General features: G+C 71.3%; 17 protein-coding genes and 2 pseudogenes. 9 read left to right on the forward strand and 10 right to left on the reverse strand.

Features of this window, described 5'->3' with window-relative positions; genetic code table 11:
* The 3 genes from EXU48_RS05575 to EXU48_RS05585 all read left to right on the forward strand — a co-directional run.
* The coding region (locus EXU48_RS05575) for an ATP-binding cassette domain-containing protein (RefSeq protein WP_133106670.1) at positions 1-842 on the forward strand (842 nt) is incomplete at its 5' end.
* On the forward strand, positions 839-2,470 hold the full coding sequence (locus EXU48_RS05580) for a sensor histidine kinase (protein WP_133106671.1): 1,632 nt from the start codon (positions 839-841) through the stop codon (positions 2,468-2,470). The genes EXU48_RS05575 and EXU48_RS05580, both read left to right, overlap by 4 nt.
* Positions 2,471-3,099: 629 nt before the next feature.
* Entirely contained in the window at positions 3,100-4,302 is a 1,203-nt protein-coding gene (locus EXU48_RS05585) for an IS256 family transposase (RefSeq protein ID WP_456238530.1), read from the forward strand.
* Here the strand turns inward: EXU48_RS05585 and EXU48_RS05590 are convergent.
* The 7 genes and pseudogenes from EXU48_RS05590 to EXU48_RS05620 all read right to left on the reverse strand — a co-directional run bounded on the left by EXU48_RS05590 (position 4,295) and on the right by EXU48_RS05620 (position 14,306).
* Complete coding sequence (locus EXU48_RS05590) at positions 4,295-4,561, reverse strand: IS110 family transposase (RefSeq protein WP_133106672.1); 267 nt, start codon at positions 4,559-4,561, stop codon at positions 4,295-4,297. The two genes, EXU48_RS05585 and EXU48_RS05590, sit on opposite strands and share 8 nt — an antisense overlap.
* A gap of 244 nt (positions 4,562-4,805) precedes the next feature.
* Positions 4,806-5,084: pseudogene (locus EXU48_RS05595) on the reverse strand (transposase); the annotation flags it as partial.
* A gap of 49 nt (positions 5,085-5,133) precedes the next feature.
* Positions 5,134-5,664: pseudogene (locus EXU48_RS05600) on the reverse strand (IS1634 family transposase); the annotation flags it as partial.
* A 1,634-nt stretch (positions 5,665-7,298) separates the two neighbouring features.
* Positions 7,299-8,696, reverse strand: a complete 1,398-nt coding sequence (locus EXU48_RS05605; protein WP_133106675.1) for a dipeptidase — start codon at positions 8,694-8,696, stop codon at positions 7,299-7,301.
* The gene (locus EXU48_RS05610; protein ID WP_456238531.1) at positions 8,696-9,349 is read right to left on the reverse strand and encodes a response regulator; all 654 of its coding nucleotides are present in this window, start codon (positions 9,347-9,349) and stop codon (positions 8,696-8,698) included. Before EXU48_RS05610 ends, EXU48_RS05605 begins: the two co-directional genes overlap by 1 nt.
* Before the next feature lie 83 nt (positions 9,350-9,432).
* Entirely contained in the window at positions 9,433-13,125 is a 3,693-nt protein-coding gene (locus tag EXU48_RS05615) for a DUF5979 domain-containing protein (RefSeq protein ID WP_133106676.1), read from the reverse strand.
* Positions 13,126-13,220: 95 nt separating this feature from the next.
* On the reverse strand, positions 13,221-14,306 hold the full coding sequence (locus EXU48_RS05620) for a LacI family DNA-binding transcriptional regulator (protein ID WP_133106677.1): 1,086 nt from the start codon (positions 14,304-14,306) through the stop codon (positions 13,221-13,223).
* A 119-nt stretch (positions 14,307-14,425) separates the two neighbouring features.
* On the opposite strand from EXU48_RS05620, the gene eda reads away from it, so the two are divergent.
* The 6 genes from eda to EXU48_RS05650 all read left to right on the forward strand — a co-directional run bounded on the left by eda (position 14,426) and on the right by EXU48_RS05650 (position 20,466).
* Complete coding sequence (gene eda / locus EXU48_RS05625; RefSeq protein ID WP_133106678.1) at positions 14,426-15,052, forward strand: bifunctional 4-hydroxy-2-oxoglutarate aldolase/2-dehydro-3-deoxy-phosphogluconate aldolase; 627 nt, start codon at positions 14,426-14,428, stop codon at positions 15,050-15,052.
* 49 nt (positions 15,053-15,101) lie between these two features.
* Positions 15,102-16,202 (forward strand): sugar kinase, encoded by a 1,101-nt coding sequence (locus EXU48_RS05630; RefSeq protein WP_133106679.1) that lies wholly within the window; start codon positions 15,102-15,104, stop codon positions 16,200-16,202.
* Positions 16,203-16,261: 59 nt separating this feature from the next.
* On the forward strand, positions 16,262-17,263 hold the full coding sequence (locus tag EXU48_RS05635) for a sugar kinase (RefSeq protein WP_133106680.1): 1,002 nt from the start codon (positions 16,262-16,264) through the stop codon (positions 17,261-17,263).
* Between the two features lie 107 nt (positions 17,264-17,370).
* Complete coding sequence (locus EXU48_RS05640; protein ID WP_235856863.1) at positions 17,371-17,988, forward strand: bifunctional 4-hydroxy-2-oxoglutarate aldolase/2-dehydro-3-deoxy-phosphogluconate aldolase; 618 nt, start codon at positions 17,371-17,373, stop codon at positions 17,986-17,988.
* A gap of 63 nt (positions 17,989-18,051) precedes the next feature.
* Positions 18,052-19,065, forward strand: coding sequence for a caspase family protein (locus EXU48_RS05645; RefSeq protein ID WP_235856864.1), 1,014 nt, complete (start codon positions 18,052-18,054; stop codon positions 19,063-19,065).
* Positions 19,066-19,074: 9 nt separating this feature from the next.
* Positions 19,075-20,466 (forward strand): hypothetical protein, encoded by a 1,392-nt coding sequence (locus tag EXU48_RS05650; protein ID WP_133106681.1) that lies wholly within the window; start codon positions 19,075-19,077, stop codon positions 20,464-20,466.
* 18 nt (positions 20,467-20,484) lie between these two features.
* Here the strand turns inward: EXU48_RS05650 and EXU48_RS05655 are convergent, their stop codons facing one another.
* From EXU48_RS05655 to mutM, 3 genes are all read right to left on the reverse strand, one after another.
* Positions 20,485-20,739: a Txe/YoeB family addiction module toxin gene (locus EXU48_RS05655; protein ID WP_133106682.1), complete on the reverse strand. Its 255-nt coding sequence runs from the start codon at positions 20,737-20,739 to the stop codon at positions 20,485-20,487.
* Positions 20,740-21,000, reverse strand: coding sequence for a type II toxin-antitoxin system Phd/YefM family antitoxin (locus tag EXU48_RS05660; RefSeq protein ID WP_133106683.1), 261 nt, complete (start codon positions 20,998-21,000; stop codon positions 20,740-20,742).
* A gap of 77 nt (positions 21,001-21,077) precedes the next feature.
* The gene (mutM, locus tag EXU48_RS05665) at positions 21,078-22,028 is read right to left on the reverse strand and encodes a bifunctional DNA-formamidopyrimidine glycosylase/DNA-(apurinic or apyrimidinic site) lyase (protein WP_133106684.1); all 951 of its coding nucleotides are present in this window, start codon (positions 22,026-22,028) and stop codon (positions 21,078-21,080) included.
* Position 22,029: the final 1 nt, after the last annotated feature.

Below are 22,029 nucleotides of genomic sequence, written 5' to 3' on the forward strand. Positions count from 1 at the left end.
CCGCCGGTGCCGCCGACGCCGACGCGGCCACGATGGTGGCGGCGCCCGCCGCCCGGGCGAGTGCCGCCGTCGACGGCGCGACCAGCCGCACGAGCCCCGTCCGGCCGGGCGTCCCGGGGCGGGTGACCTCCGCGGTCGCCCCCACGGTCGTCGCGACCGGCCTCGCCTGCGGCCACCCGGGCCGCCCACCGGTGCTGACCGGGCTCGACCTGAGCATCGAACCGGGCCGCGCCGTCGTGGTGGTCGGGCCGAGCGGGGTCGGCAAGACGACCCTGCTGCTCACCCTCGCCGGCCTGCTCGACCCCGTAGCCGGCGAGGTCCGGATCGGCGGCGGCGCCGCGGCCCCGCCGTCGGCGACCGTCGCCCTCACGGCCGAGAACGCCCACGTGTTCGCGACCACGGTCCTGGAGAACCTGCGCGTGGCCCGCGGCGACGTCACCGTGCAGGAGGCCACCGACGCCCTCACCCGGGCCGGTCTCGGCGACCTGCTCGATCGGCTGCCGGACGGCTTGGGCACCATGCTCGGGCCGGACGCCACCACGCTCTCCGGCGGGGAACGCCGTCGGCTCCTGCTCGCCCGCGCCCTCCTGCACCCGGCCCCGCTGATGCTGCTCGACGAGCCGGGCGAACACCTCGACCCGGCCACCGCGGACGCGCTCCTCGCCGACATCCTCGACGTCGGCCGCGAGCGCGGCGTGCTCGTGGTCACCCACCGGCTCACCGGTCTGGACCGGGCCGATCGGGTGATCGACCTCGGCCGGGACATCCGTCCCTCGCCCGAACCACGGCCCACCGGCCAGACTGGAGGCATGGACACCCTCGTGCTCGGCCACCGGTCATGAAGCAGTTCCTCGACGCCGTCCTCTCGGTCACCTCGCGGCTGCACCTCGACGACATCCTCGCGAACTTCGTCCGGGCCGCCGCGGACCTGACCGACGCCAGGTACGCGGCGATCGGTGTGCTCGATGCGACCGGCGAGACCGAGACCTTCGTCCAGTACGGGGTCGACCCGGTCACCCAGGCGGCGCTCGAGCACCCGCACGGACGCGGGATTCTCGCCGCGATCCCCACGGACGGGGTGCTGCTGCTCTCCGACCTGACCACCCACCCGCGGTTCCAGGGGTTCCCCGAGGGGCACCCGATGATGCGGACGTTCCTCGGGGTCCCGGTGCGGGTGGCCGACCAGGTCTACGGGCGGCTCTACCTGTCCGAGAAGGCCGGCGGCTCCCACTTCACCGAGGCCGACGCCGAGAACATCCGGATGCTCGCCGCGGCGGCCGCGATCGCGGTGCAGAACTCCCGCCTGTACAAGGAGGCGCAGACCCGGCAACGGTGGCTCGCCGTCGGGCAGGAGATCACGACGGCGCTGCTGTCCGGGCTCGACGTCGAGGACGCGCTCGCCCTGATCGCCCGGGAGGTCCGCAAGGCCGCGGACGCCGACACCGCCGTGGTCGTGCTGCCCGGCGTCGGCGACTCCTGGCTGATCGAGTTCGCGGACGGCGACCCGGTCGGGGACCTGGTCGGGATCGTGATGCCGCCGGACGGGCGGGCCATGACCGTGCTGGCGGAGAAGGAGGGGATCATCGTCGACTCCTTCGCCCGGGCGCGCAACCTCCGGGTGCCGGAGTTCGGCCGGTACGGGCCCTCCCTGTACGCGCCGCTCATCGCGGAGGGTCAGAGCATGGGCGTGATCATCCTGCTGCGGAACAAGCACGCCCCGGAGTTCACCCCGAGCGACCTGAGTGTGGCCGAGTCGATCGCCCGGCAGGCTGCGCTGGCGCTCAAGCTCGCCGAGGCCCGCCAGGCGCAGGACCTCGCCGGGCTGATCGAGGAACGCGGGCGGATCGCGCGGGACCTGCACGACATGGCGATCCAGCAGCTGTTCGCGACCGGGCTGCAGCTGTCCCGGGCGCGCGAGCAGGTGCCCGCCGACGACGAGGACCTGCGCCGCGTGCTCGCCACCGCGCTCGACGGCGTCGACGACTCGGTGCGCCAGATCCGCGCGATCGTGCACAACCTGCGCTCCCCGGACGAGAACGCCCCACTGCTGGAGCGGCTGCGCCGGGAGGCCTCGCTCGCTCGCACCGGTCTCGGGTTCGCACCATCGCTGGTACTGGAGGCCGTGGACCCCGTGACGGGCGTGCCGCGGGCCTCACAGGAGGCGGGCGAGGACCTGGACGCGCGCGTGGACGCCGACCTCGCCGACGACGTGGTCGCCGTGGTCCGGGAGGGGCTCGCGAACGCGGCCCGGCACGCCCAGGCCGCGTCGGTGCACGTGCGTCTGGCGCTCGGGCCGGAGGACATCGAGGTGGTGGTCACCGACGACGGCGTCGGGATCGACCCCGACCAGACCCGCTCGTCCGGGCTGAGCAACCTCGCCGCCCGGGCCCGCCGCCACCGGGGCGAGTTCCGGCTGGAGCCGGGGCCCGACGGCGGAAGTTCTGTGGTCTGGACGGCGCGGTTGGGCTGAAGGTCGCCCGGTTCAGGTCTGTGGCTTCGGGTGGGTCACGTGCGGATCTGGTTCGAGCGCCGATCTCTGCGCGGGCGACTCGGCCGTCGGGGCCGCTTGGGGACTCGCCAACTTGTGACCGGCTGACCGTCCGCCGCCCCGTCAGCGGCCTGATCGGACACCAGGCCATGGCCCCGGCGGACGTAGTCTCGGAAGCGTCGGGAGGAGTGTGAGGCCGATGAGCAGGCACGAGTGGTCCGGCGGGGCGAGCACGGGGACGGCGTCCGCTCGGGCTCCCTCCCGCGCCGGGAGCGCGCTGAAACTCGCGCTCGCGGTGCCACGGCCAGAGGGAGCGTCGGTGCCGGAGGAGCACCGCAGGCGTTGCTCGGCCTGCAGCGGGCTGCGGGCAATCGAGCGGGGCGTGTCAGATGGTCTGTGTAAGCGGTTCCGGGAGTGAACTGGAGCATGGACATGACTGCGATGGAGCAGAAGCAGGAGAGTGAGTCGTCGTTCGGTGCGGTCTCGTCTGGGCCGGCGACGGCGCGGGAGACGGTGAACGCGATGGTCGGTGCTGGCCTGTTCGATCACGTGATCGCTCGTGCTGCCGATGGCGAGCTCACGCTGACGGGTCCGGGGGGTTCCTGCCGGAGATGGTCCGAGCGGTCCTGGAGGCCGGTCTGGCGACCGAACTGAGTGATCACCTCGGTGATGAGAAGGGCGACCCGGCCGGTCGGGGGTCGCCGAACTCCAGGAACGGATCCACCCCGAAGACGGTCGCGACCGAGGTCGGCGACGTGGCGCTGGCGACCCCGCGGGATCGGGCCAGGACGTTCACCCCGCGCCTGGTGCCCAAGGGCGCCCGCCGGGTCGGTGGTCTGGACGAGATGATCATCAGCCTCTACGCGGGTGGGATGACGGTCCGCGACATCGGCCATCACCTCGCCGCGACGCTCGGGACCGAGCTCTCCCCGGACACGATCAGCAACATCACCGACACCGTCACCGCGGAAGTCATCGCGTGGCAGAACCGGCCGTTGGAGGCGATCTACCCGATCATCTACATGGACGCGATCGTGGCGGGAGATCCGCGACGGCGCGCACGTGAGCAACCGGGCCGCGCACATCGCCGTCGGCGTCGACCTGGACGGCGTCAAGCACGTCCTGGGGATCTGGATCCAGGCCCACGAGGGCGCGAAGGTCTGGGCCGGGTCTGCGTCAAACTGGCCAACCGGGGCGTCAAGGACGTCCTGATCGTGTGCTGCGACGGGCTGAGCGGGTTCCCCGAGGCGATCGAGGCGACCTGGCCCCAGACGACCGTGCAGACCTGCGTGGTGCACCTGATCCGGGCCGCGATGCGGTTCGTGTCCTACAACGACCGCAAGGCCGTTGCGGCCGCGCTGCGCCCGATCTACACCGCCTCCAGCGCCGATGTCGCCGAGACCGAGCTGGTCACCTTCGCCGACTCCAACTGGGGCAAGAAGTACCCCGCGGCGGTCGCGACCTGGACCAACGCCTGGGAACGGTTCATCCCCTTCCTGGCGTTCCCGCCCGCGGTGCGCAAGATCATCTACACCACGAACTCGGCCGAGTCGCTGAACTTCCAACTGCGCAAGATCATCAAGAACCGCGGCCACTTTCCCTCCGACGAGGCCGCCACCAAGCTGCTCTGGCTGGCGATCATGAACATCGAGGACAAACGGGCCCGAGAACGCGCGAAGGAACGCGGCAAGCCCGCGAACAAGCGCAAAGCACCCGGCCGCCTCGTCGAGGGCCAGACCGTCACCGGCTGGACCGCCGCCCTGAACGCCCTCGCGATCGCTCACCCCGAACGCCTCGCCGGCTACCTCATCTGACACCAAAGAAACCAAGCAAGTGGAAATCACTTACACAGAAGACTTGACAGGCTCGCCTGCGGGTCAGGTGCCGGCAGTCCTCCAGGGCGAACCGCACCCCGTGCTCGTCGTGGTCGCGGAATTGTGCCGACCACTGCACCAGGGCCAGATGTCCCTCGGCGTTGGTGCGAACGGTCTTGGTGGCCAACCGTCTGCCGACCTCGTCCAGCGCCACCACGGTGTGTGTGCGCTTGTGGGAGTCGGTGCCGATCATGACCATGCGGGCAACCTCCAGATCTCGTCTCGGGAACTCGGGCACCCTGGCGCCAGCGAGACGAGCACGCCTCAATCCAGCACGACCTCCGTCGCAAGCAGGCTCCTATCAAGCCACGCACCCGCTGGCGCCAGGGCACCCGGCCGAGGCCGCACATCGGGGACAAGCCACCGAGCACCAGCGCGCGCCGAGGCAGCGAAGAAACGAGCGAACCCCGGCCGGGTACCACTCACTGTGGCATTGACGCGAAGAAAGTTGTTGCGGCCTTCAGTACGGCCACGTCCTCGCGCAACCGACGGTTCTCGGCCTTCAGCCGCTTGATTTCCTCGTGCTCCTGGCTGCTGACTCCCTCGCGGCGTCCGGCGTCGACCTCTGTCTGGGTGACCCATCGGCGCACCGACTCCCGCGAGACGCCCAACTGCTTCGACACTGCGACCATCGCCTCGGTCACCGACGGATACTCCTGCTGGTGCTCACGCACCAACCTGACGGCTCGAGCCCGCAACTCGGGATCAATCTTCTTCGGCATGTGCTCATCCTCCTGGACTCAAACAGGAGCGGCATCAAACCTGGGGCGCTTCATACATGATCAGAGCCGCTTTGCCGCAGGTGCGGGCCGAGTGCGCCAAACTTGCCGTCGCGAGCGTGTCGCGGTAGTCACGCTCATGGCAGCGCTTCAACGACCGGAACAACGTCCGAAGACTCGGACACGGGGCACCGATCTCGGCCAGCACCCGGACCGTGTCAGCCTTCGAGGTCGGCTCAATGATCCGCGCGAGCGCCATCGCCGCGAACGCCTCATCACCCAGGGCATCGAAACCCAGATGCACGTACGCGTCCGTCAGCACTTCCCAGAGCAAGCGGCTTCGAGTCGCCGCCACACGAGCACCCACCCCCGAGCTGCCGCCGGGATCCGGGCCAAGGTCAAGGACCCCCTGCCCCGGACGCAGCCGCTGCCGGGCGATCTCCATCTACAGCGCGAGTTGGGCCTCATCGTGAGCCGAGCCGATGTGCTCGATGCCCGTGACCTGCCGGCCCTGCTTATGCACGATCTGGACCGCCCGCGCCCCCGAGGCCGTGGGCACCTTCCGCACGAACGAAGCCACCAGCCGAGGCTACAACCCCGAATTAGTCACCCCGAACGACCCCCAGCCCGACCATCACCGCAGGTCACAGCCCCGCGCACCACCCCGACCCCGAAAGTGGCACGAGTCAGGCCAGAGCACGAGACTGACTTCTCGACGCTCGGTCAACACGTAACCGAATTCAATCTCGTCATGAGCCGTTACATCAGCGCGACGATGATGAGTGCACCGACTATTACTGCGGCGAGAGCGGCGCCAACTATCGCTGCAACGAGAGCTGGCTTCGACATCCGTGTTGCGCGTCGCTCGGACGGGATCGGCGCTGCCTCGTTTGGATTCAGCGCGAAGGTCCGTGCGCTCTCCAGAGCGAGACGGCGTTCTCGGTCCTCACGGTCGAGATTATTACCCTGCTCCAAGATTCAGTCCTATCCGTTCCCGGCGTCTATTCCTGGGAGGTGGATGACGACAGAGTGCGAAAGGTCACTAAAGCCGCTTGTGTCAAGTACCACCTGACGTTCCCCCGACGTAGGTGAGATGTTCTCCAAGATGCTTGGGGCGACTTGCACTAAACCCTGACCTGCGAGATCTGCACTCTGCACACCGTCAGGGACAAGCACGAATTGGTGAAACAATCCATTGCTGGAGCCAAAAGTGCTAACGAGACCATACGATTGAATCGCCGCCACGTCGCTGCAGGCGACGGCCGAGTACTCGCCGACTACGGTTTCTAGGCAACGTTCGCCAGGTCGATCGAAAGCCGATATGCTCACTCCGGGATAAATAGACGAGGTACCGGACGCCGTGGCAGATCCAAGCGCCGGAATGACTCGGCCCAGATGGCGCCAGTCAGTTGGATCAAGAACTTGTTTCCTGGACTGGGTTCGGCGTTGGGGTCCGGGTTGTACACCCATTTCGCCTTCGTCTTCTCGTAGCCGTTCGGACCGTTTACACTCGCCGAGGCGCCCCCGATATTGTAATGTGCGCCGAGCCAGGCCGTCACGTTAACGAACTGACCCGTAAATCCGTCGATCTCTGCGTAGACACCAGTTCGACTGATGTACTGCTGGTGGGAAGGCTCGACTCGATATATTCCCTGGGCTGTGGTTGCGTTGAACCAGGTCGAGGTGGCCGCTGTCGCTGGAGCGGCCGGGCTTAAGGCTAACGCTGCTGCCATTAGAATTGCGACACCGCTTGCTCGCCGCCAAAGTTTAATCATGTTCCCCTCTGAACGAATGACTGTCCTCTAACACTACACCTGGCTGGATGTGGTTGGTCAACCCTCCAAACGGGGTCAAAGTCAAATAAGGGTCAGCCACCTGCGGGTGTTCCGACACCTCTGGCCTCTCGCCCGGTGTCGTGGACGACGCGCCCGAGGTCAGTACACCTCACACGCCGGGCGTCCGATCGACCACTCGTCGAGGGCGCCCGAAAAGACCGATCCGCACGAGCGCTTCGACAAGGGACAGCCACGTCGTCGAACTCCAGGAGGATGTCGCCCTCTCAGGTACGTCTCCCGCGAAGTCACACGCCGCGCGGCGGCGCCAGGTTCACGCCGGTGGCAGCTGGGGCGACGACGGCAATGACGAGCCACCGCTGCTGACGCGACTTCCACGCCGAGCACAGCGAGCCGGCGGAGTCCTGACCGGCGCCCAGACCGCTTAGCGCGCCTCGCCACCGGCGGCGCCGAGGCGGCGCAGGAACATCGCCACGCCGAGCGCGATGTGCTCGATCTCTCCGGGATGCACGCTCTCGTTCGGGGCGTGCATCTGGCTCGCCGGTTCGGCGAGGCCGAGCATCACGATGGATGCGTCCGGCTGCGCGGCTGCCAGCGCCGGGGTCAGCGGGATCGAGCCGCCCTGGCCCGAGGTGACCGTGGGCCTACCGAACGAGTCACCAAGGGCCTCGTGCAGCGCCGCGAACGTGGGCGTGTCGGTGTCGGCACGGTAGGGCCGCCCGTTGCCCTGACCCTCGGTCGTGACCCGCACGCCCCACGGTGCGACGTCGACCAGGTGGGCCCGTAGCAGCCGTTCGGCGTCGTCCGGGTCCACGCCGGGCGGGATCCGCAGGTTCAGCCGCGCGGCCGCGGTCGGCTGGATGGCCGCGACCGATCCGACCACGGCGGGGGCGTCCAGGCCGATCACGGTGACGGCGGGACGGGACCAGACCTGGTCGGCCACGGTGCCCGAGCCGAGGCGGCGCCCGCCCGGCAGGATGCCGGCCTCCGCGCGGAACGTCTCCTCCTCGTACCCGGCCCCGTCCCAGACACCGTCGGCAGCCAAGCCGCGCACCGTGGTGTTGCCGTCGGCGTCACGCAGGGTGGCCAGGATCGCGATGAGGGCGGCCAGCGCATCCGGGGCGGCGCCTCCGAACGCGCCGGAGTGCAGTTCCCCGGCGAGGGCCTCGACCCGGACCACCACGTCCACGACCCCGCGCAGCGACACGGTCAGCGTGGGCTGCCCGACCGCGACGTTGCCGGTGTCCTGGATCAGGATGACGTCCGCGGCGAACTCCTCGGGGTGGGCCTGCACGTACTGCTCCAGACCGCCCGTGCCCTGCTCCTCCGACCCCTCGACCACCACGGTCAGGGAGACCGGATAGTCGCCGTCGGGCCGGAGCGCGCGCAACGCGGTCAGGTGGGCGACGATGCTGCCCTTGCAGTCCGCGGCGCCGCGACCGTAGTACCGGCCGCCGCGCTCGGTGAGGGTGAACGGGTCCGTGGCCCAGGCCTCGGTGTTGGAGGCGGGCTGCACGTCGTAATGGGCGTAGAGCAGCACCCGGGGTGCGCCGGCGGGGCCTTCGTGGTGGGCGATGACGGCGTCGGTGCCGTCCGGGGTCCGCACGAGCGCGGCGTCGGCCAGACCGATCTCGGCGAAGGCGTCGGCGACCCACTGCGCGGCCAGCCGGCACTGCTGTGGGTCCTCGACGGCGGGGTCGGCGACCGAGCGATAGGCGACCAGGTCGGCCAGGTCGGTCAGGGCCTGCGGCATCAGCGCGGCCACCCGGGTGCGCAGGTCGGCGTCGGTTCGCGGCGGGGTGGTGGTCTCGTCGGCGCTCATCAGTGCTGTCCCTCGCTCGGCACCCGCCACCGGCCGCCGCGGTGGGCGGCCACCCAGGCGGCCACCTGGGTGCGTCGCTGCAGGCCCATCTTCGCCAGCAGCGACGTGATGTGGTTCTTGACGGTCTTCTCGGCCACGCCGAGCCGGTCCGCGATCTCGCGGTTGGACAGGCCCTCCCCGATCAGGTCGAGCACCCTCAGCTCGCTCGGGGTCAGGTCCGCCGTCGGGTCCGGGTGGGCGTCCTGGCGACGGGTCACGGTCCGGTCGTCCAGAAGGGTCCGGCCCGCCGCGACCGCTCGGACCACGTCTGCGATCTCGGCCCCGCGCACGGTCTTGAGGACGAACGCCTTGGCGCCGGCGGCCAGCGCCGCGGCCACCGCGTCGTCGTCGTCGAAGGAGGTCAGCACCACGGCGCGCGCCTCGGGGAGCACCCGGGCCGCCTCGGTGATGATGTCCAGCCCGGTGCCGTCCGGCAGCTGCAGGTCCACGAGCAGCACGTCCGGGCGGACCAGCGGCACCCGGCGGTGCGCCTCGGCCACCGAGGACGCCTCGCCGACCACGGTCAGCCCGTCCGAGCGCTCGATCACCTCGGCGATGCCACGCCGCACCACCTCGTGATCATCGACAATCATCACGCGCACGGGATCCGTCATGGCCCGAGACTATCGGCCCGGCCCGCCCGGACGCTCCACTCGGGAGTGTCGAGGGTGGCCCCTCGACACTCTCGGCGGCGGGCCTATGCGCGATTGATCAGCAGGCGGCGCGCACGTACGAGCATCAGCCCGACCAGGATCGCGCCGGCCGACACCAGCAGCGTCCACGGGTGCCCTCCGCTGCCGGTCGCGGGCAGGTCACCGGCGGTGGGCCGATCGGCGGCCGCGACGTTCGCCAGGGTCAGGTCGACGATCGCGCCACCGGTCAGCGGGACGGTGACCCACCCCTGCTCGTCGGCGGTGAGCGTGGTGCCCGCAACGCTCCACACGGGTGATTGCCACTGGAGGCCCTCGATCGCCGGCGGAACGGTCTCGCGGACCTGGACGAGGGCGCCGGGCTCCAGCCCGTCCACGAGGCAGGGATCCCCGGGCGCCACGGAGCACTCGATGGCGTCGCCCCCGTCGATCCGGTACTCCACGCCATAGAGCAGACCCGGTGGCACGCTGCCCGCGGCCGGTCCGGTCACGGCCTTCGCCACGGCGAATCCAGCCGAGGTGCCGTTGGTCATGGCGTTCGTGAGCTGGAGTTCGATCGGGCGCTCCCGGGTCGAGGAGACCGGTAGCACCGTGCGGCCGTTGTCCTCGATGGACAGTCGCTGCCCGTCGAGCGTCCATACGGGCGTGGCCCAGGTGACACCCGCGATCTCCGGTGGCACCGCCTCCGTGGCTTCGATGATCGACCCGACCACGAATCGGTCGGATGAGACGGTCTCACCCGCGGCCAGCGCCAGCGGGGGCTGGGGTTCGCCGTCGAGCCACCAGTCGACGGTGAAGACCGCGTCATCGGGCAACGACTGCGCCTCGCCGACGACGACCTTCGTCAGCGCGATCTGCGCGTGCTCCACGGCCGTGTTGGTCACCGTGATGGTCGCTGGTTCCACCGGGTCGGCGATCCGCAGCGTGCGGGACGGGGTCCACACGGGTTGAGCCCAGACGTAGTGCTCGGGCAGCGCCTCGTCCGGGGGAATCGATTCGGCGAGCAGGATGTGGGTGCCCAGCGGGAACTGCACCGGCGCACCCTGGGCATCGACTGGACCGGCGGCGGTGCCGTCCACGGGCAGGTCGAAGGACCCGGTCCGGACTCCTCCTCCGGGCGGTACGGCGAGGAAGTTCACGGTGAAGCTGGTGGCTGTCAGCTCGGCCGCATCGATCCCGACGAGGTCCTTCGCGACCAGGAAGGTGCCGGTCACCTGGATGGCCGTGTTGGTCACCGTTGCCGCCACGGAGGTCGCGCCACCGACGCCGATGATCAGCGGATCGGGGGCGACGGACCCTGGTCCCCACACGACCCCGCGGAATTGCGGCGGGGTTTCCTCCTGGAACGTCACCGTCGTGCCGAACGGGAACTGGAGAGCCACACCGTCCACGTCGACGGGAGAGACCGCAGTACCGTCCGCGGGCAGCCGCAGCGTCCCGGTCACGACATCGCCCAAAGGCGTGGTGGCCGTCCAGGACACGGTGAACTCGGTCCCCGGTGGGAGATCGTCCGGCTCGATCCCGGTGAGGTCCTTGGCGACCGTGAACGTGCCGGTTCGCTGCACGTTGACCACGGAGATCTCGACCGTGCCGCCGTCCTCGGGCATCGGGATCGACGCGATCGCGTCCTCGAGCGGCACGGCGCCCTCGAATCCGGCCGTCGGATAGTCGGTGGTGCCCTCGGCGGTCGTGACCCGGAACACCGGAGCCTCCCACTGCGCGACATCCACGGGCTGGGAGTCGAACAGGGGCACCGGTTCGGCCAACTCGAGCGTGTTGGCACCCGTCTCGAGGTCGGACAGCGTGATCGGCTCACCGACGGCGATCGGCCGGGTCCGGCGGGCCTGCTCGCCCGGCGACGGGGGGTCGATGTTGTAGCTGATCGAGTACTCGTACCTCGGATCGGCGGCCTCGCCGCCGGCCTCCTTCAGCACCGTGACGGTGCTCGTTCCCGCCGGTGCGAGCACATTGGTCAGCGTCACCTCCACCGGCGTGGTCGCGTCCGTGATCCGGATGACCTGTCCGGGGCTCCAGCCGGAAGCCACCCACTCGTAACCCGGTGGCGTGGTCACGGTGGAGAGGTCCTCGACGAGCGTGACGACCGTGCCGATCGGGAAGTCGCCGGGCGGGGAGACGGCGGTGCCGTCGAGGGGGACCGAGAGCAGCCCTGATCCGGACTCCGCGCCACGGTGGAGCGCCGTCCAGGCGACGGTCACGGTGCCGGCGAGGGCCGGGCTCGAGCCGTCGGCGATGGTCACCACCTTGCGCACGGAGAAGGTCCCCTGGTTCGCGGTGGCGATGTTCTCGACGGTGACGTCGACCGTCTCACCCGCGGTGATCGTGAGCGGGTTCGGGGTGATGGTCGTGGTGCCCCAGGAGTAGCCCGGGACCGTCGGTGGAGTGACCTCGGTGAACGATACGACGGTGCCCTCGACGAACCGTTCGCCGGGATCCACCCACTCGCCGGATGCGGGGAGCTCCAACGACCCCACCGACACGTCTCCGTCCGGGTCCGTCGCGGTGTAGTTCACCGTGAACGCCAGGTCCGCCACCGCGGGGTCGGCCGGGTCGAGTCCCGGTGTGGTCTTGCGGAGCCGGAACGAGCCGGTGTCGCTGGTGCACGCGATCTCACCGGCGAACATGAAGGAGTGCACCTCGCCACCGAGCGTCGACACGGTGCGCCCGATGATCTGTCCGTCGAGTGGCGCCGCGGTCACGGTGACGTCGGCCTCGGGTGCGTAGATGGAGCCGTCGATCCGTCCCTGCGCGGCCGTGACGTCCACGGGACCGCTGAGTGCGGACAGGTCCCAGAGGATGTAGGGCGAGAACGCACCCTGTGGGTCCGTATGAGCCCCGATCACCTCATCGGTCCCGGTCGGGACACGGATGATGAGGGGGTTGGCCACACCGGGCTCCGGCCCGGGTGAGAACTGGATGAGCGCGGTACCGGCGATGTCGGCGTAGTCGACCACGTTCGGCCGGTCCGGACTGAGGGGTGCGAGGACGACCCGGTCACCGAAGTCCTGCGCGACCGCGACCTGGTACCCGGTCTCCTGCAGCGGGTCGGCGACGTCCGCGAGGCACTGGGCCGACTCGGTCCAGGACGCCTCGCGGTTCGCCTCGACGTAGGACGTCACCGCGTCCGCGGAGGTGTCGGCGGTGTAGATGCTGCCCGCTCCGGTCGCCCCTTGAGGTGGCGCGGCGTCCGCCGGGTACTGCTGGTGGGTTGCGTCCATCAGCGGGGTCTGGTCGGGATTCTGCGGGTTCGTGTTCAGCCGCAGCCAGTCCGCCCGCGAGAACGGCTGGAACGGACCGCCCCGTTCGACCATCTTCAGGTCGCCCAGCAGCGAGGGGTCCGAGGTTCCCGCGCTCGTGATCGCCGTGATGCCGCCGCTTTCCGTCGAGAAGGACCCGATCAGCAACCTGGTCGGGTCCCCGTCCACGGTGGGGAGCGTGTACGCGCCGGTCCCGGCCACCACATGTACGAGGCTGAACTGCCCGTCACCGGGCTTGGTCAGTTCACCACCGACCGCGACGCTCCCCTCGGTCTCGGTGTTGCCGAGGGTGGCGTCCTCCCGGGCATAGATCGTGAAGCCGCCGCCGATCGCGAACGGGTTGAACGTCTCGGGGTAGGCGGCGACCGCCGTCGGTGCGGTCCCGGTCTCGAGCGCGACGGCGCCCGAAGCGGCCAGCACGGCCGCGATCAAGGCGGCGCCGAGGCGGCGGCGAGTATCAGGCATGTTCTCCCCAGACGATGTCGCCGCCAGTCAAGCACCCACGTCAAGCGGGCGCGGTCCGCCACCCATCCGCACCCGCGCCGACGGAGCAGGACGGATCAGCGCTCCCGGCGCCCCGCGGCCTGCGCCGTCGAGCGCCGCACCTGGAGTTCCACCGGCAGCACGCGAAGCAGGGCTCCCGGCCCGTCCTCGGGACGTGCGGCCGGCGTCCCGGCGAGCAGCAGGTCGACGGCGGCCGCGCCCATCCGTTGCGCGGGCACCACGACCGTGGTCAGGGCGGGAGCGAGCAGCCGCGCCACCGGTACGTCGTCGAAGCCGACCACGCTCATCGCCTCCGGCACCGCGACGCCCCGTTCGGCGAGCCGGCCGAGCAGCCCGAGGGCGAGCTGGTCGTTGAACGCCAGGACCGCGCTCACCCGTTCGGAGATGGCCAGGTCCGCGGCCGCCAGTCCCCCGGCCGGACCCGGTCGAAACGCGCCGAGGTCCACGATGGTGACGCCGCGGCCCTGGTCGTGCGCGGCGTCCACGGCGGCGGTCAGGCCGGCGCGTCGTTCGGCGTCCGACCACGAGGTCACCGGTCCACCGGCGTAGCCGATCCGAGTGTGCCCGAGCGCAAGCAGGTGGCCGAGCGCCTGCCGGATGCCGTCGGCGTTGTCGCCGGTCACCGCCGGAACGCCGGCCAGGGACCGGTTGATCAGCACCACCCGGCTACGCGCGGCGAGGGCGAGCAGGTCGGTGTCGGCCGCGCGCGGGGAGGCCAGGATCAGCCGGTCCACGTCCGTGGCCAGTTGGGCGAGCACCTCCCGCTCCCGGGCGACGTCCTCGTCGGTGTCGGCGATGATCGCGGTCAGGCCGGCGGCCCGGACCCGGTTCTGCATGCCCTTGGCGACCGAGGAGTAGAACGGGTTCTCCAGGTCCGGGATCACCAGCCCGACGGACTGGCCCCGGCCGGTGACGAGCTGACGGGCCGCCCGGTTCGGCTCGTACCCGAGTGCCGCGGCGGCCCGGCGGACCCGGCCGGCGGTGGCCGGGGCAACCGTGGCGGAGCCGGCGAGCGCCCGCGAGACTGTCGCGATGGAGACCCCGGCCTCCCGCGCGACGTCGTGGATCGTCACCACACCCTCGGGCACCCGCTCCACCCCCTCCCGGTCGCGGACTCGGGAACCCGATCGGGCGCCCGACATCGCTTCACAAACGTTTACATCGGCTCTTGTCCGCCCATCCTTACCGTGCTAGCGTCACCAGTCAAGAGCGTTCTGAAAACGTTTAGATTCCCTCTCCCGATCCCCTGGAGGCGTCTGCCATGTCCGAACTTCTCGACCAGATCGGCGCCGCACGGCTCGTGCCGGTCGTCGTCCTTGACGACGCCAAGGACGCCGCCCCGCTCGCGCGGGCGCTGACCGCCGGCGGCCTCCCGGTGGCCGAGGTGACGTTCCGCACCGACGCCGCCGTGGAGTCGATCAGGGCGATGTCCGCCATCGACGGGATGCTCGTCGGGGCCGGCACCGTGCTCACCCCCGAGCAGGTCGACGCCGCCGTGGACGCCGGCGCCAGTTATATCGTCTCCCCCGGCCTGTCCGTGGCCGTGGTCCGCCGCGCGAGGGAGCGGGGCGTGCTCGCGCTGCCCGGCGCGGTCACCGCGACCGAGGTGCAGGCCGCGCTCGCCGAGGGCCTGGAGGCCGTCAAGTTCTTCCCGGCCGAGACTTCCGGCGGCGCCGCCGCGATCAAGGCGCTGTCCGCCCCGTTCGCGGGACTGAGGTTCGTGCCCACCGGCGGCATCGGCCCGAAGAACGTCGCCGAGTACACGGCCGTCTCGGCGGTGCTGGCCATCGGCGGCAGCTGGATGGTCCCCCGGGACAAGGTCGCCGCCGGCGACTTCGACGCGATCACCACCCTCACCGCCGAGGCCGTCGCCCTCGTGCGCGGCTGACCACCCCGAACACCACACCCCGAGCACCCGTCCACGGAGGACACCCGACATGAGCCTGAGCATCCGCCCCGCCGCCGACTGCCGCTACGACATCGTCTCCCTCGGTGAGGTGATGCTGCGCCTCGACCCGGGCGAGGGTCGCATCCGCACCACCCGCCAGTTCCGCGTCTGGGAGGGCGGCGGCGAGTACAACGTCGCCCGGGGCCTGCGACGCGCATTCGGGCAGCGCGCCGCCGTCGTCACGGCCCTCGCCGAGAACGAGGTGGGCCGCCTCGTGGAGGACTTCATCCTGCAGGGCGGCGTCGACACCCAGTTCATCCGGTGGGTTCCCTACGACGGCATCGGCCGCGAGGTCCGCAACGGCCTGAACTTCACCGAGCGCGGCTTCGGCGTGCGCGGCGCCGTCGGGGTCTCCGACCGCGGCAACACCGCCACCAGCCAGCTGGGGCTCGGCGACATCGACTGGGACCACCTCTTCGGTGACCTCGGCGTCCGCTGGCTGCACACCGGCGGGATCTTCGCCGCCCTGAGCGAGTCCACGGCCGAGGTGGTCGTCGAGGCCGTCACCGCCGCCAAGAAGCACGGCACGGTCGTCTCCTACGACCTCAACTACCGCCCGAGCCTGTGGAAGTCCATCGGCGGCCAGGCGAAGGCCCAGGAGGTCAACAAGGCGATCGCCCCGTACATCGACGTGATGATCGGGAACGAGGAGGACTTCACCGCCTCCCTCGGCTTCGAGGTCGAGGGCGTCGATGACAACCTCTCCGACCTGGACATCTCGAAGTTCCAGTCGATGATCTCCACGGCCTCGGCTGCGTACCCGAACTTCGAGGTCATCGGGAACACACTGCGCACGGTGCACACCGCCTCGGACAACGACTGGGGCGCGATCGCGTGGAGCAAGGACTCCGGCTTCGCCCAGGCCACCCACCGCCCGCACCTGGAGATCCTCGACCGCGTCGGCGGCGGGGACTCCTTCGCCTCCGGCCTGATCTTCGGCCTGCTCGAGGGCGAGCCGCTGAGCACGGCCGTCGAGTACGGCGCCGCCCACGGGGCGCTGGCCATGACGACGCCCGGCGACACCACCATGGTCACCAAGGCCGAGGTGCTCAAGCTCGCCGGCGGCGGGAGCGCGCGCGTCGACCGCTGACGTTCCAGCACCTGACCGGGGTGCGGCCGGCATCGGATCCACCAGTACTCTCAGGATCCATGCACAGCCGCACCCTGGTCACGTTCGGCGAGACGATGGGCCGCCTCGATGCCGACGGCATCGGCCTGCTCGACGGCGTCCGTCCCCTCTCCCTGAAACTCGCCGGCGCCGAGAGCAACGTCGCGATCGCCGCCGCCCGCCTCGGTGCGGACGTCACCTGGGTCGGCCGGGTGGGGCCCGACGGCGTCGGTGACCTCATCGAGCGACGCCTTCGTGGCGAGGGGGTACGGACGCGGGCGCTGCGCGACGCCGCGTTCACCGGCCTGATGATCTCCTCGCGGCGCACCAGCGCGGGGGTGCGGGTGGACTACCACCGGGCCGGCAGCGCCGGGTCCCGGCTGCGGCCGTCGGACCTGCCCCGGGACCTGATCGCCGGCGCCGGCGTGCTGCACGTCACCGGCATCACGCCGGCCCTGAGCGCGGGCGCACGGGAGGCGACCTTCTACGCCGTCGAGGTCGCGCGGGCCGCCGGGGTGACGGTCTCCTTGGACATCAACCATCGCGCGAAGCTGTGGTCGGCGCAGGAGGCGGCGCCGGTGCTGCGGGACCTCGTCCGCCTCGCGGACCTCGTGTTCGCGGGGCCCGAGGAGGCCCGGCTCGTCCTCCACCCGGCCACCGAGGACGACCGCACGGTGGCCCCGGAGGCCGACAACGGCGCGGACCGGGCCCGGTCGTCGCTCGCGCTGGCGCACGCCGTGGCCGCCCTCGGCCCGGCCACGGTGGTCATCAAGGACGGTCCGCGCGGCGCCGTCGCCGTCGTCGAGGGCGGCGAGCACCTCGCGCCGCCGGTGCCGGTGCAGGCCGTGGATCCCGTCGGGGCGGGCGACGCGTTCGTGGGCGGCTACCTCGCCGACCTGCTCGCGGGTGCCGACCCCGGGCAGTGCCTGACCACGGCAGCCCGCACCGGCGCCTACGCCGTCACCGTGCCCGGCGACTGCGAGCACCTTCCCTACCGGCACGAGCTGACCGCGTTCGCCGCGGCCGAGGACGTGGCCCGGTGAGCCGCAACGGGTCCGCCCGAACCAGCCACGGACCCACCGCACCCGACCACCGCACCGCCCCCCCCCCCGCCGTCGACCATCCCTGCGAACCGCCCCAGGAGCAAGCCGTGACCACCGAGCCGCACCCGTTCACCACGTACTTCGACGACGCCTACGCGCGGGTGCCGGTGATGGCGATCCTGCGCGGCTACTCACCGGAGCGGACCGTCGAGTTGTGCACGCGCGCCTGGGATCTGGGCCTGACGCAGGTGGAGGTCCCGATCCAGACGCCCGACGCCGTCCCCTCGCTCGAGGCGGCCGTCGCGGCAGCGCGCGAGCGGGGCACCGAGGTCGGCGCCGGGACGGTCACGACCACCGACCAGGTCGATCTCGCGCACCGGGTGGGTGCGGTGTTCACGGTGGCGCCCGGATTCGACCCGGAGGTCATCGCCCACAGCGTCGAGCGCGGGGTGCCGCACGTGCCCGGGGTGTCCACGCCGTCCGAGATCCAGCGGGCCGCCCGGCTCGGCCTGACCTGGGTGAAGGCGTTCCCCGCGTCCGTGCTCGGCCCGGCCTGGATCCGGGCGGTCCTGGCCCCGTTCCCGGGCGCCAGGATCGTGGCCACCGGAGGGATCAACGCCACGAACGCGTCCGAGTACCTGGACGCCGGTGCACGGGTGGTCGCCCTCGGATCCGCGCTGGAGGACCCGAGCCAGCTGGACCGGGTGGCCGCGCTGCTGGCCTAGGCGACCGGGCGGCGGACCGAGATTCGGGCCCCACGGCAGGGCCGCCGGTTCCATACTGGTGCCATGGCCGCCCCGCGTGGGCTCCGACTCGACCAGCCGCCGACCATGGTGCCGACCGGCGGCCAGGTGAAGCGCGCGCTCCTGGTCGGCATCGACGCCTACGACCACAGCCCGGCACTGACCGGCTGCGTGAACGACGTCGAGGCGCTCCGCCCGCTCCTGGCCCGCAACGTCGACGACAGCCCGAACTTCGAGTGCCGCACGCTCGTCGGGCCACCGGACCGGGTCACCCGCCCGACCGTGCTCACCGCGCTCGCCGGGCTGTGCGCCCCGGGGGCGGACGTGGCCCTGTTCTACTTCGCCGGGCACGGCCGGTCCGGCGGTGAGGACGTCACCCTCGTCACGACCGAGGGCACCGAGCACGCCTGGGGCGTCGGCTTCGCGGAGGTCATGGGCCTGGTCATGGGTTCCCCGGTGCCGGAGATCCACGTGATCCTGGACTGCTGCTTCTCGGGTGCGGCGGGCGCGGTGCCGCAACTCGGCTCCGCGGCGGCGACCCTGCGCTCCGGCGTGGCGATCCTGACCGCGAGCCGACCCGATCAGGTCTCCACCGAGACCTCCGGCCGGGGACGGTTCTCGGTGATGCTGTGTGGTGGGCTGGACGGCGGCGCGGCGGACGTGCTCGGTCAGGTGACGGCCGCGGGCCTGTACGCCTACCTCACGGAGTCGTTCGGGGCGTTCGACGCGCGCCCGATGCTCAAGGCGAACATCGACCGGCTCCGCGCCATCCGGACCTGCCGGCCCTGGGTGGACCCGGCCGAGCTGCGCCGGCTGCCGACGTTGTTCGAGACCGAGGACGCGCCGCTGCGGCTCGACCCCGGGTACGAGCCGACCTCAGGGCTCGCCATCCCGGAGAAGGAACACGACTTCGCCCTGCTCCAACGGTGCCGGGACGCTCGGCTGGTCGAACCCGTCGACGAGGAGCACCTCTACTACGTGGCCATGCACTCCGGGACCTGCCGGCTTACCCCGCTGGGGCGGCACTACTGGCGGATGGCGCGGTCCGGTCGGGTCTGAGGGGTCACGATGACGCCGCAGACACGTCCGAACCGGACCACCGAGCGGAACGCCGCCCTGGCCTGCCTGCGCAGTGCCCTGGTTCCCGGCGCCATCGCCGCCGTCTGCTGGCTCGGGCCGGCCTGGCCCCCGCTCCAGCAGGTCGTGGCGGACGCCGGCCTGGTCGAGTTCGCCGACCTGCAGCGGGTCGCCACCATCGCCGCCGTTGTCGCCCTCGGCCTGGTGGTGTTCCACCTGGCCAGATCCGGTCGGCACCTGCTCCGGTGGGTGCGGGCGGTCCGCTGGGAGCAGCAGTTCGACGACCCCGAGCGTGCCCACCTGGTGCCTCCCCTCGCCTCGCACACCCGGTCGCTGACCTCGTGGTCGAGTTGGCTGCGGTGGGTGCTCCTGGGCGGACTGGTGCTGGCCGGGGCCCTGGTGTACGCGGGTCTGGCCGCGCTCGGGCTCGTGCCTCGACCCACGGACGAGATGATCGACGGCTGGGCGACACCCGTGCTGGGCGTACTGGCTCTGGTCGCGGTCGGGTGGGTCGCCCGGGTCCGCCTGGCCGGCCGCCGCCTGCGAGCCCGCACCGTCGAACGGCTCTCGGGGGACACCGCCGCCCCCCGTGCCACGGCAGAGGTCGCCGCGGACCGTGCCGAGCGGATCCCCACCCTGGAGGTCTCGTTCGGAGCCTGGGGTCCGGATCCGGGCCGGCTCACCCGCCGGGCCGGCCGCCGGGTCAGCGGGCCGCTACAGATCCTGTATCTGCGGCTGTTCGACAACGTCGACGGCACGGCGGCGTTCCTGGGCAGCCCGTGGCGGACGGTCGGCCTGGTGCACCTGCTGCGCGGCTCCGACCAGGTCGAGGCCGACGAACTGCGGGCGGCGCGGGCCCGTGGTTCGGTGGCCACCCTGTTCATCAGGTCCCCGGAGCAGTTGAGCGCGGTGCTCGCCGAACTGCCGAGTCAGCGGCACGACCCGGCCACCCCGCACGGCGTCCTGGCCAGGATCCGTTGGCTCCGGGACCCCGAACGGGGTCGCTACCCGGTCCGCGGCCTGCTGTGCCACGGCTCCTTCTGGCGGCGGGCGGTCGACCTGATGCTCGACCGGATGGACCTGGTGGTCCTCGACCTGAGCGGGTACCGGCCCGAGAACATCGGCACCCGGTTCGAACTGCAGCGGGTCGTCGACGGCTTCCCGGTGGACCGCGTCCTGTTCCTCGCCGAGCCCCACAGCGATCAGCCGTTCCTGACCGCCCAACTCCGTGCGGCCTGGTCCGCGATGGCGGCCGGTTCCCCGAACGAGGGCACGGGTACCCGCCGGGCCCGAGTGGCCTGGGACACCCCGCCGACCGGGTTCAGGTACGCCGGGGCGGCCGCCGGCAGCGCGGGCGCAAGTACGAGGACCCGACCGGGTTGAGGCCGCCCCGTTCACTGCTCAGTAGTGGTAGCGCGCCTGGAGGATGACGAGGTCGTCACCGTCGACGAGATACACCAGCCGGTGCTCATCGGTGATCCGTCGCGACCATGACCCGTGCGCTCCGTACTTGAGTTGCTCCGGCTTGCCGATCCCCTCGAACGGCTCCCGGAGGCAGGCGTCGATGAGTGAGTTGATCCGCTTGAGTGCCCGCCGGTCCGCGGCCTGCCAATGCGTGTAGTCCTCCCAGGCGGATGCGTCCCAGACCAGACGCATTCAGTCATCCTCGCCCGCGCGGTCGAGGTCATGGGTCTCGGTCCGCCCCGCACGGGCGCGTTCGTAGGAGTCGAGCAGTCGCCGGGCGTTGGCCGGCGAGCGGAACAGGTACGCGGTCTCCTGCCAGGCGGCGTACTCGTCGGCCGCCATGAGGACGGCATTCCCCTTGCGGGAGACGATCTCGACGGCCTCGCGGTCCTCGTTCACACGCTCGATGAGCGGGAACAGGGTCTTCCGCGCCTCGCTGGCACTGATCGACATGGTGGCACTCCTCTGGTTCACGCAAGTGGTACAGCAACACGGTACCACTCGACCCCGAGCCACTCCACCGACCGGGTTCAGATACCCCGGGGCGGCCGCTGGCAGCTGGGGCAGAAGTACGACGACCGGTTCATGAAGGCCTCCCGCACGATCGGGGTGCCGCACCGCGGGCACGGCTCACCCTCCTGCCCGTAGACGTTGAGGGACCGATCGAAGTACCCACTCGCCCCGTTCACGTTGACGTAGAGGGCGTCGAAGCTGGTGCCACCGGCCACGAGGGCCTCGCTCATCACCTCGGTGGCGGCGTCGAGGAGGTCGGCGACCTGGCGGGCCCGGAGCCGGTCGGTGGGCCGGGCGTAGTGCAGGCGCGCGCGCCAGAGCGCCTCGTCGGCGTAGATGTTGCCGACGCCGGAGACCACCTCCTGGTCCAGCAGCACCCGCTTGATGCCGCGGGAGCCGGCACGGATCCGCCGGTTCAGGGCCACCCGGGCGGGTGCCCCCGGCGCGGCCAGCAGTGGGTCGAGGAGGTCCCGGGCGATATGCGCCACGGGCGCCGGCAGGTACGCCCGATCGGGCGACGTGCCTGCGAAGCCGCCGGGGCCGCCGTCGGGCGTCGGCACCAGCGGCACGACGGTGAGATGCCCGAACGTGCGCTGGTCCACGAAGTGCAGCTCGGTGGCATCGGCGAAGCCGATCCGAACGCGCAGGTGCGGGTTGCGCCCCGTTTCCGGCAGGGCCGGGTCACCGGGCCCGGTGACGAGCAACTGCCCGCTCATGCCGAGATGGGCCAGCAGCGCGTGGTCCTCCGGGGCACCATCCGGTCCGTCGAGCGTGAGCCAGAGGAACTTGCCGCGGCGGACGGCGGCCGTCGGGGTCCGGTCGACGAGCAGTGCGGCGAGCTCGGCTGCGCCACCCTCCTGGTGTCGCACGGCGCGATCGCGGGACACCTCGACGGCGGCGATGCGGCGGCCGAGCACGTGGTCGGCGAGGCCGGCCCGGACGGTCTCGACCTCGGGGAGCTCGGGCACC

Origin of the sequence: Occultella glacieicola, from assembly GCF_004353825.1 — a bacterium.
Lineage (GTDB): Bacteria > Actinomycetota > Actinomycetes > Actinomycetales > Beutenbergiaceae > Occultella > Occultella glacieicola.

Excerpts from the sequence above, each read along its gene's own strand:
- EXU48_RS05580 (WP_133106671.1), top strand. The coding sequence starts at position 839 with ATGAAGCAGTTCCTCGACGCCGTCCTCTCGGTCACCTCGCGGCTGCAC.
- EXU48_RS05660 (WP_133106683.1), bottom strand. The coding sequence starts at position 21,000 with ATGTCGATCAGTGCCAGCGAGGCGCGGAAGACCCTGTTCCCGCTCATC.
- EXU48_RS05620 (WP_133106677.1), bottom strand. The coding sequence starts at position 14,306 with ATGTCGGGCGCCCGATCGGGTTCCCGAGTCCGCGACCGGGAGGGGGTG.
- EXU48_RS05590 (WP_133106672.1), bottom strand. The coding sequence starts at position 4,561 with ATGGTCATGATCGGCACCGACTCCCACAAGCGCACACACACCGTGGTG.
- EXU48_RS05615 (WP_133106676.1), bottom strand. The coding sequence starts at position 13,125 with ATGCCTGATACTCGCCGCCGCCTCGGCGCCGCCTTGATCGCGGCCGTG.
- EXU48_RS05605 (WP_133106675.1), bottom strand. The coding sequence starts at position 8,696 with ATGAGCGCCGACGAGACCACCACCCCGCCGCGAACCGACGCCGACCTG.
- EXU48_RS05630 (WP_133106679.1), top strand. The coding sequence starts at position 15,102 with ATGAGCCTGAGCATCCGCCCCGCCGCCGACTGCCGCTACGACATCGTC.
- EXU48_RS05610 (WP_456238531.1), bottom strand. The coding sequence starts at position 9,349 with ATGACGGATCCCGTGCGCGTGATGATTGTCGATGATCACGAGGTGGTG.
- EXU48_RS05635 (WP_133106680.1), top strand. The coding sequence starts at position 16,262 with ATGCACAGCCGCACCCTGGTCACGTTCGGCGAGACGATGGGCCGCCTC.
- EXU48_RS05655 (WP_133106682.1), bottom strand. The coding sequence starts at position 20,739 with ATGCGTCTGGTCTGGGACGCATCCGCCTGGGAGGACTACACGCATTGG.
- EXU48_RS05585 (WP_456238530.1), top strand. The coding sequence starts at position 3,100 with ATGGTCCGAGCGGTCCTGGAGGCCGGTCTGGCGACCGAACTGAGTGAT.
- EXU48_RS05650 (WP_133106681.1), top strand. The coding sequence starts at position 19,075 with ATGACGCCGCAGACACGTCCGAACCGGACCACCGAGCGGAACGCCGCC.
- EXU48_RS05645 (WP_235856864.1), top strand. The coding sequence starts at position 18,052 with ATGGCCGCCCCGCGTGGGCTCCGACTCGACCAGCCGCCGACCATGGTG.
- eda (WP_133106678.1), top strand. The coding sequence starts at position 14,426 with ATGTCCGAACTTCTCGACCAGATCGGCGCCGCACGGCTCGTGCCGGTC.